This is a genomic window from Peterkaempfera griseoplana, assembly GCF_001418575.1.
GTDB classification, from domain to species: Bacteria; Actinomycetota; Actinomycetes; order Streptomycetales; family Streptomycetaceae; genus Peterkaempfera; species Peterkaempfera griseoplana.
In genome coordinates this window covers 24,496-32,087 of the sequence record NZ_LIQR01000104.1, presented here as the reverse complement: position 1 = coordinate 32,087, position 7,592 = coordinate 24,496, and the positions used below count along the sequence as shown (strand labels likewise).

Genomic DNA, 7,592 nt, shown 5'->3' with positions numbered 1-7,592 from the left:
GCCTGGGCCCAGGCCATCGCGGCGGTCCCCGCAGCCACCTACACCGTCGCCAAGCTGCGCTGGCTGGCCGAGTTCGAGCCCGCGTCGGCCAAGCGGCTGGCCGAGGTGCTGCTGCCGCACGACTGGCTGGTGTGGCAGCTGCTCGGCCACCCCAAGCGCCGCACCACGGACCGCGGCGACGCCTCCGGCACCGGGTACTGGTCGCCGGTCACCGGCCGCTACCGCGAGGACCTGGTGAAGCTGGCGCTCGGCCACGAGGTGCGGCTCCCCGACGTCCTCGGCCCGGCCGAGCCCGCCGGGGAGACCCCCGAGGGACTGCTGATCTCCGCCGGTACCGGCGACAACATGGCCGCCGCGCTGGGGCTGGGCGCCGGCCCGGGGGACGCGGTGGTCTCGCTCGGCACCACCGGCACCGTCTTCGCCGTCCACGACGAACCGCTGGTCGACGAGTCCGGCGCCATCGCCTCCTTCGCCGACGCCACCGGGCGCCATCTGCCGATGGTCGGCACGCTCAACGCCGCCCAGGTGCTGCGCCGCACCGCCGCCCTGCTGGGGACCGACCTGGAGGGCCTCAGCGAGCTGGCCCTGCAGTCCACCCCCGGCTCCTACGGGCTGGTGATGCTGCCGTACCTGGAGGGCGAACGCATCCCCCATCTGCCGCACGCCGCCGGCACCCTGACCGGGCTGCGCGCCGAGTCGATGGAGCGGGAGCATGTGGCGCGGGCGGCCGTGGAGGGCATGCTCTGCGGTATCGCCGACGCCCTGGACGTGCTGCGCGGCCGCGGGGTCGCGGTGCGGCGGGTCTTCCTGGTGGGCGCGGCCGGACGGCTGGCCGCCGTACAGCACATCGCGCCGCTGGTGCTGGGCGTCCCCGTGGTGATCCCGCCCCCCGGTGACTACGCCGCCCGCGGCGCGGCCCGGCAGGCCGCCTGGGCACTGGCCGGCAGCGCCGAGCCGCCGCAGTGGGACCTGGCGGACGCGGTCACCGTGGAGCCGGGCGAGGACGTCGTCTTCGGGCAGGCGGTACGGCAGCAGTACGCCTCGGTGCGCGAGCAGGTGCACCCGGAGACCCGCACCTACTAGCCGGGGCTGCCCGGGGCGGTGCGGCCCGGGGGCGGTGCGGGCCGCCCGGTCCCCCGTCGCCCGCAGGCTCCCACGGGCCGTACGCGGAAGCCTGCGGCCGTGGCGGGGCCGGACGGGCGCGGTTCACCGGGCGGCCGGGCTCAGTCGAGGTAGCCGCGCAACTGGTCGGCGAAGGCGTGGTCGCGCAGCTTGTTGAGGGTCTTGGACTCGATCTGCCGGATGCGCTCACGGGTCACCCCGAAGAGGCGCCCGATCTCCTCCAGGGTCCGCGGCCGCCCGTCGGCGAGCCCGTAGCGCAGCTGCACCACCTTGCGCTCACGCTCGCCGAGGGTGGAGAGCACCGCCTCCAGGTGCTCCCGCAGCAGGAGGAAGGCCGCGGACTCCACGGGCGAGGCGGCGTCGGCGTCCTCGATCAGGTCGCCCAGCGCGATGTCGTCCTCCTCACCCACCGGCGCGTGCAGCGAGACCGGCTCCTGGGCCAGGCGCAGCAACTCGGTGACCCGTTCCTCGGAGAGTTCCAGGACCGCGGCCACATCGGCCGGGGTGGGCTCGTGGCCGCGCTCCTGGAGCAGCCGTCGCTGCACCCGGACCACCCGGTTGATCAGCTCCACCACGTGCACCGGCACCCTGATGGTGCGGGCCTGGTCGGCCAGTGCCCGGCTCATGGCCTGGCGGATCCACCAGGTCGCGTAGGTGGAGAACTTGTAGCCGCGGGCGTAGTCGAACTTCTCGACGGCGCGGATCAGCCCCAGATTGCCCTCCTGGACCAGGTCCAGCATGGTCAGTCCGCGGCCGACGTACCGCTTGGCGACGGAGACCACCAGCCGCAGATTGGCCTCGATCAGACGCCGCTTGGCGATCCTGCCGAGGACCACCAGGTGGTCCAGGTCGTCGGCGAGCCTGTCGTCGACACCCGAGGCCAGGTGTTCGCCCAGGTACTCCTCGGCGAAGAGGCCGGCCTCGACCTGGCGGGCCAGCTCGACCTCCTCCGCCGCGCTGAGCAGGGGGATGCGGCCGATCTCCCGCAGGTACTGGCGGAAGAGGTCCGCGGAGGGGCCGGCCACCTCGTCGATAGCCGGGGCGCGCTCCGGCTCCTCCGGTTCCTCGGCCTCCTCCGCCGCGGCGCCGGCCAGCTCCGCCTCGGAGGGGTCGCTGATCTCCGCGAGTCCCTGGTCGGCGTCGTCCTGGACGCCGTCGTCCTGATCACCGTCGTCCCGGTCTGCGTCCTGGACGCCGTCGTCCTGGGCGGGGGCGCCCCGGCCGGTCCCGACCTGGTCGGCGCCGTCCTGGTCGTCCGCCGCCCCGGGATGGCCCTCCGCCGGTCCGGGGCCGCGCTGTCCCTGCGCCCCCGGGTCGTCGGCAGGGCCCTCGTGCCGCACGCCCTCGACGGTGTCGGCGGCGTCCACCTCGTCCGCGTCGGCCGAGGAGGTGGTGGCGGCCGCTTCGCCTCGTGAGGCGGTACGGCGGACGGCGGGGCGGGCCGGGGTGACGAGGTCCACATCGTTCCCTTCCTGCGCGGAGGGCCCGTGGTGCACTGAGGGATCGGGCGCCTGCTGGTCGGGGGCCTGCTGGACAGGTGCCGGGGCGTGCAGCGCCGGGGCGGGGGGCACGGCGCCGCCCTCCGCCCGGGAGGCTGTGGGCGGGATGTCGGCGGCCGCGGCGGTCCCGCGCTGCACTGACTGGGACACCACTTCCAGTGTGGGGTACGCCACACGCCATGGCCGATACTCGTGCGGTGGTTTTTTGGCCCCGGGGGCGCCGGGCCGCACAGCGTGCGCCCCGGGCGGCGCTAGAGAGCGGCCGCGCCGCGGGTCCGCAGGTCGTTGCGGTACTGCTCCAGGGCCCACAACTCGCCCTGGACGGCGGTCAGTTCCTCGGGGGCGGCCCGGTTGCCCAGCCGCTGGAGATGGGCCCGCACCTCGGCGACCCGGGCGTCCACGGCCTGCAGCCGCAGCTTCACCAGGAACTCCCCCGCGTAGATGGCGTCCGGCGCCCGGCGGGTGCGGATCGGCTCCACGGTGAGCTCGGTGATCAGGGCCCGTACGGAGTCGTCGGGCGCGGTGTCGCGGACCCTGGCGGTGAAGTCGGGCACCGTGGTGCCGTACGCGGCGCCGCCCGCGGCCGCGACGGCACGCCGCACCGCCGTGTAGGGGGCGGTGGGGAACTCGTCCTCGCCGAAGTTGTCGAAGGCCGGGCTGACCAGCTCCGGATGCTGGAGGGCGAGCTTCAGCAGCTCCCGCTCCACGAACTGCGCCGGGTCGCGGGGGTTGAGCCTGGGCGCGACCGGGCGGACGGGCGCGGGCGCCGGAGCGGGCGCCTCCCCGCGCCGCGCGGCGGGTCCCGGCCGCTCGTGCTCCCGCTCGCGCTGCCAGCGGGCGATCTGGGCGACGCGGCGCACCACGAACTGCTCGTCGAGGATGCCCAGCATCCCGCCGAGCTGGACGGCGTACTGGTGCTGGATGGAACGGTCCTTGATCCGGGCGACGATCGGCGCGGCCTCCTCCAGGGCGGCGGCGCGGCCCTCCGCGGTCTCCACCCGGTGCCGGGCGACGGTGCTGCGGATGGCGAACTCGAAGAGCGGCACCGGGTTGTCCACCAGTTTGCGCACCGCCGCGTCGCCCTCCGCGAGCCGCAGCTCACAGGGGTCCATGCCGCCGGGGCTGACCGCGATGGAGGTACGGGCGGCGAACTTCTGGTCGTCCTCGAAGGCGCGCAGGGCCGCCTTCTGCCCGGCCGCGTCGCCGTCGAAGGTGAAGACGGTCTCGCCGCGGTAGGCGGAGGTGTCCATCAGCAGTCGCCGGATGATCTTGATGTGGTCCTCGGCGAAGGCCGTGCCGCAGGTCGCCACCGCCGTGGTCACACCCGCCAGATGGCAGGCCATGACGTCGGTGTACCCCTCCACCACCACCGCCCGGCCGGTTTTGGCGATGTCCTTCTTCGCCAGGTCGATGCCGTAGAGGACATGCGACTTCTTGTAGATCGCCGTCTCGGGGGTGTTGAGGTACTTGGGACCGTTGTCGTCCTCGCGCAGCCTGCGCGCGCCGAAGCCGACCACCTCACCGGTGATGTCGCGGATCGGCCACACCAGACGCCCGCGGAAGCGGTCGATCAGGCCGCCGCGCTGCCCCTGGGAGGCCAGGCCGCCGGACAGGATCTCCCGGTCGGCGAAGCCCCGGCCGCGCAGAAAGCGGACCAGGTGCTCCCAGCCCGCCGGGGCGTACCCCACCCCGAACTGCTTGGCCGCGGCCTCGTCGAAGCCCCGCTCGGCCAGGAAGCGGCGGCCGATCTCAGCCTCCGCCCCCTGCAACTGTTCCGCGAACCAGGCCGCGGCCACCTTGTGGGCCTCCACCAGCCGGGTCCGCTCGCCCTTCTGCCGGCCCGGGGTGTAGCCGCCCTCCTCGTAGCGCAGGGTGATGCCCGCCTGGGCGGCGAGCCGCTCCACGGCCTCGGTGAAGGAGAGATGCTCCACCTTCATCACAAAGCCGAGGGTGTCCCCGCCCTCGCCGCAGCCGAAGCAGTGGTAGACGCCCTTGGCCGGGTTGACGTAGAAGGACGCGGACTTCTCGTCGTGGAACGGGCAGACGCCCTTGAGCTGCGCCCCGCCGCCACTGACCAGCTGGACGTAGTCGGAGACGACCACATCGATGGGCAGCGCGCTGCGCACCGCCTGTACGTCCTCGTCCCTGATCCTGCCTGCCACGCACGAAGTCTACGGCGGCGCGGGGACATGCCCCGCCGCCCTCAGGGCAGCAGGGCGTCCAGCGGCACGGCGGGGTCGGAGAGCCGCTCCGGATCGACCGGACGCCGGGAGCGCACCAACTGCTGGATGGGGTCGGTGACATCCCAGACGTTGACGTTCATCCCCGCCAGCACCCGGCTCTGCGCATCCAGCCAGAAGGCGATGAACTCGCGCTTGGCGGCGTCGCCCCGGATCACCACCTGGGCGTACTCCCCGGGCGCGGCGAAGCCCGAGTACTCCATCCCCAGGTCGTACTGGTCGCTGAAGAAGTACGGCACCCGGTCGTAGACCACCTCCTGGCCCAGCATCGCCCGGGCGGCCGCCGGGCCGCCGTTGAGGGCGTTGGCCCAGTGCTCCACCCGCAGCCGCCGCTCGAAGACCGGGTGGTAGGCGGAAGCCAGGTCGCCCGCCGCGAAGACGTCCGGGTCGGAGGTGCGCAGCGAGGCGTCCACCGCCACACCGCCGCCCTCCTCCCGGGCCGCGATCTCCAGCCCGGCGGCCTCGGCGAGCGCGATGTCGGGAGCGGCGCCGATACCGATCAGCATGGCGTGGGCGGGAAGCTCCTCACCGGTGTCGGTGAGGGCGGACAGCACCATGCCGTCCTGGCCGACCACCTCGGTGATCGACGCGCCCAGCTGGAAGGAGACACCGTGCTCCCGGTGGAGATCGGCGAAGAACCCGCCGAGTTCCGGGCCGAGCACGCCGAACAGCGGCGTCGGCTGCGGCTCCACCACTGTCACCTCGGCGCCGTAGCCGCGGGCCGCCGCGGCGACCTCCATCCCGATCCAGCCGGCGCCCGCGATCAGCAGCCGCCCGTTCTCCCGCCCCAGGGTCTGCAGCACCTGCCGCAGCCGCTCGGCGTGCGGCAGCCGGCGCAGATAGTGCACCCCGGCCAGGTCGGCGCCGGGCACCCGCAGGGGCCGCGGCGAGGAGCCGGTGGCCAGCAGCAGCTTGTGGTAGCGGATGGCGGTGCCGTCGCCCAGCCGCACCTCCTTGGCCTCCCGGTCCAGTGCGGTGACCGGCTGGCCCAGGTGCAGCTCCACCTCGTGCGCCGCGTACCAGGAAGGGTCGTGCACCTGGAGCGCGTCGGCCTGCTCGGCGCCGGTGAGGTAGCCCTTGGAGAGCCCCGGCCGCTCGTACGGCTTCTCCCGCTCGTCGCCGAGCAGTATCACCCGCCCGGTGAAACCCTCGTCCCGCAGCGTCTCGGCGGCCTTGGCCCCGGCGAGGCCGGCGCCCACGATGACATGGGTCTCGTTGCTGTCCACCACGTCCGCTCTCTCCTGTTCCGCGGCGGGCCGCAGGCCGGCCGCTACGCACCGTGAGTGCCAGGTTACTGCGCGGCGGGTCGACGACCCCGGCCGAACCGGCCGTCCGCTGCGGTCGAGCGTCCCCCATGCGCAGGCCCAAGTGAAGAGCGCTGCGCCAACCCGGCCGGATCGTCACCCCTCCTGCACGAGTACCCGGTGCAGGGCCAGCGCGGAGGCGTCGGTGAGGGAGGCGATCTGGTCCACCACCGCGCGCAGCCTGGAGCGGTCGTCCTCGGCCTCCTCGAACAGGGCCCGGAAGACCGGGTCGAGCCCGCGCGGCGCGTCCCGTACCAGCACCTCGGCCAGCTCGGCGATCACCACCCGCTGCCGGGACCGCAGTTCGGCCTGCTCGGCCCGCTGCATCACATAGCGGACCGCGACGGCCTTCAGCACCGCGCACTCCACCCGCGTCGGATGCGGCACCACCAGCTCGGCCCGGTAGCGGGTCAGCCGGCCCGGCCCGTGACGCTCACGGGTCGCCCGCTCCGCCGCCAGGCAGAAACGGCCGATCAGCTGGCTGGTGGCGTCCTTCAGCCCGGCCCGGTCCCGGGCCGAGCCGTCGTAGGAGCGCGGCCACCACTCCTGGGCCAGCAGCCGGTCCAGCGCCTCGGCGAACTCCTCCTCCGCCGCCTGCGCGTAGTAAGCCGCCACCTTGAACAGCTCCGCCCGCTCGGTGGGGCTGTGCAGCACGGCCGGGTCGACATGGCCCGCGTGCAGCCCGTCCTCCAGATCGTGCACGGAGTAGGCGACGTCGTCTGACCAGTCCATCACCGTCGCCTCGAAGCAGCGCCGACCGGGCGGCGCCGCCGCCCGGACCCAGCGGAACACCGCCAGGTCCTCGGCGTAGACGCCGTACTTGGGCGAGGACGGCTCGGTGGGGTGCTGCCCCCGCGTCCAGGGGTACTTGGTGGCCGCGTCCAGGGCGGCGCGGGTGAGGTTCAGGCCCACACTGCGGCCCGGCCAGGGCGCCAGCCGGGCGGCGGCGTCACTGTGCGGGGCGAAGCGCTTGGGCTCCAGCCGGGTCAGGATCCGCAGCGACTGGGCGTTGCCCTCGAAGCCACCGCACGCCTGGGCGGCGCCGTCCAGCGCCGCCTCACCGGTGTGGCCGAACGGCGGATGCCCCAGGTCGTGCGCCAGGCACGCCACCTCCACCAGGTCCGGATCGCAGCCCAGCGCCGCCCCCAGCTCCCGGCCGACCTGGGCGCATTCCAGGGAGTGGGTCAGCCTGGTCCGCGGGAAGTCGCTGAGCATCGGCGCCACGACCTGCGTCGTACCGGCGAGCCGCCGCAGCGCCGCGGAGTGCAGCACCCGGGCCCGGTCACGCTCGAAGGCGGTGCGCCCCGGCCTCTTGTCGGGCTCGGGCACCCACCGCGCCACGGCGGCGGGATCGTATGCCGCCGCCCCGTTGGCACCTGCCCGGACAGCGGCGGCCTGGTCGGTCTCGTTCATATACCCGCACGGTA

5 protein-coding genes are annotated in these 7,592 nt (G+C 74.2%); 1 reads left to right on the top strand and 4 read right to left on the bottom strand.

Features of this window, described 5'->3' with window-relative positions; genetic code table 11:
- Positions 1 to 1,083, top strand: a 1,083-nt coding sequence (locus AOK09_RS08670) for an FGGY-family carbohydrate kinase (RefSeq protein ID WP_055586537.1), incomplete at its 5' end; no start/stop codon positions are given.
- 140 nt (positions 1,084 to 1,223) lie between these two features.
- Here the strand turns inward: AOK09_RS08670 and AOK09_RS43630 are convergent.
- The 4 genes from AOK09_RS43630 to AOK09_RS08650 all read right to left on the bottom strand — a co-directional run bounded on the left by AOK09_RS43630 (position 1,224) and on the right by AOK09_RS08650 (position 7,578).
- Positions 1,224 to 2,771 (bottom strand): RNA polymerase sigma factor, encoded by a 1,548-nt coding sequence (locus AOK09_RS43630; RefSeq protein ID WP_407675372.1) that lies wholly within the window; start codon positions 2,769 to 2,771, stop codon positions 1,224 to 1,226.
- 101 nt (positions 2,772 to 2,872) lie between these two features.
- On the bottom strand, positions 2,873 to 4,783 hold the full coding sequence (gene dnaG / locus AOK09_RS08660) for a DNA primase (RefSeq protein WP_055586536.1): 1,911 nt from the start codon (positions 4,781 to 4,783) through the stop codon (positions 2,873 to 2,875).
- Positions 4,784 to 4,824: 41 nt separating this feature from the next.
- Positions 4,825 to 6,090, bottom strand: a complete 1,266-nt coding sequence (locus AOK09_RS08655) for an NAD(P)/FAD-dependent oxidoreductase (RefSeq protein ID WP_055586535.1) — start codon at positions 6,088 to 6,090, stop codon at positions 4,825 to 4,827.
- Between the two features lie 171 nt (positions 6,091 to 6,261).
- Positions 6,262 to 7,578 (bottom strand): deoxyguanosinetriphosphate triphosphohydrolase, encoded by a 1,317-nt coding sequence (locus AOK09_RS08650; protein ID WP_055586534.1) that lies wholly within the window; start codon positions 7,576 to 7,578, stop codon positions 6,262 to 6,264.
- Positions 7,579 to 7,592: the final 14 nt, after the last annotated feature.